The sequence below is a fragment of the Bradyrhizobium sp. Leo170 genome, assembly GCF_004296405.1.
Lineage (GTDB): Bacteria > Pseudomonadota > Alphaproteobacteria > Rhizobiales > Xanthobacteraceae > Bradyrhizobium.
Genome location: NZ_PSRR01000670.1, coordinates 1 through 1,752 on the forward strand (window position 1 = coordinate 1; position 1,752 = coordinate 1,752).

Below are 1,752 nucleotides of genomic sequence, written 5' to 3' on the forward strand. Positions count from 1 at the left end.
CCATTTCGTTTTGCCGGATTTGAGCTCGATCGGGAGCGCGCCGAGTTGCGCGGGCCGGATGGCGAGGCGGTCAGGCTCAGGCCGAAAGCGCTTGAGATGCTGCAGCTATTCGCCGCCAATGCGGGCCGGGTACTGAGCAAGGAAGAGCTGATGGAGGCGGTCTGGCCGAACGTCCATGTCGGCGAAGACAGCCTGTTCCAATGCATCCGCGAGATTCGCACCGCGCTGGGCGATGACCGGCGGCAGACGATCAAACTCGTGTCCGGCCGCGGCTACCTGTTCGCAGCCGAAGTGTCGATTAAGCCGCCAGCACCTGCCGTTGCCGTGCAGGCAAACGCCGAGCCAATTGCAAGCGCTGAACCCGCGACCGAGATTACAACACCGCGGCGGCTATTCGGCCTGCGCCGGCCGGTGGCTGCCGCCGCAGCAGCGGCCCTCTGCGTGATCTTCGGGTTTGCGGTGGCCGCTCCGACCTTCCGTCCCGATCTCATGTTCAAGCGATCGCCGCCGACCATTGCGCTAACGCCGATCGTCGATGCGAGCAACGACCCCCGAGGGCCCGGCATGGCGGCGGCTGTAACCGACCGCCTGACCGATGGTCTGGCCAGGATCGACAATATCCGCGTGGTCGCACCGCGGCAGGTCGCGGCGGCAACGGCGCCCGCATCCACGCCCTCGGCACAGTCGGACTTCGTGCTGAATGGCGAACTGGAGAAAGGTCCGCAATCCTGGATCTTGCGGGCGCGCATGATCCAGACCGCCACCGGCGAAGTCCAGGCGGTCGTTACGGTGTCGGTCGACGCCACCGAATCGGACATGCAGTTGCAGCAATCGCGGCTGGCCGCGGGAGCAGGTCATGCGCTGGCACGGCGCCTTAACGCGCTTCTGGAATCCGGCACCCATCCGGCGGCAGCCGGCGACGCCAAAGTTGCGATCGAGCAAGCCACAGCCTCGATCAATCGAACGACGCGCGAACGTTTTGCCACAGCGCAGACGATGCTGGAAAAAGCGCTTGCCGCCGAGCCCGACAATACCGAGTTGCAGATCGCGCTGGCCGCCCTTCAGTTGCGGGGGATTCAGATGACGTGGTACGCGCCGGCCGAACGTTCGGCGGCGGAGCGCAACGCCGGATCGCTGCTGGAGCGCGCGCGACAGACGACGCCACGTTACATTCCGGTGCTGGAAGCCTATTGCCGCTTCCTGACCGCGACCAACGAGTTCGTTGAAAGTCTGGTGGCCTGCGCGAAAGCATTGAGTTTTGATCCGTGGAACGGGTTGGTTCTCTACCACATCGGCCTGGCGCAGCTTCAATTGGGGCGCTTCGAGGACGCGCTGGCAACATTCAAGCAGGCCGATCGCTTCGACACGCCGGAAGTTTCGCGCTGGACCTGGATGCTCGGGGCGGGATGGACCGCCCTGCTCATGGGCAGCAACGGGGAAGCGGTGTCCTGGCTGCAGCGGTCGATCGCCATCACGCCGGCGTCGGGACGCCCCTATATGCTGCTGGCCGTGGCCTATCAGCGCCTGGGCCAGCCGGACGAGGCAAGGACGGCGATGGCAAAGGCCATGGCGTTGCGGCCCGATTCGACGGCCCTCAACATCTCGCTGCCAACGCGCAATGCCAGCCCGGCTTTTCTCGCGGCGGGCGAGCAGTCCATGCAGACGCTGCTCGAACTCGGATTGCCGGAACGCTGACGATAACAACCTCGCTCAAAGCGTTGTCGTCAGTGTCTTTTGCGTGATGCTAGGCCG

The 1,752-nt window shown here is 65.0% G+C and carries 1 protein-coding gene; it reads left to right on the forward strand.

What is annotated here, in order from left to right; translation table 11 throughout:
* Positions 1–1,695: winged helix-turn-helix domain-containing protein (locus tag CWO89_RS43865; protein ID WP_245476860.1), on the forward strand; the 1,695-nt coding region annotated here is incomplete at its 5' end.
* Positions 1,696–1,752: the final 57 nt, after the last annotated feature.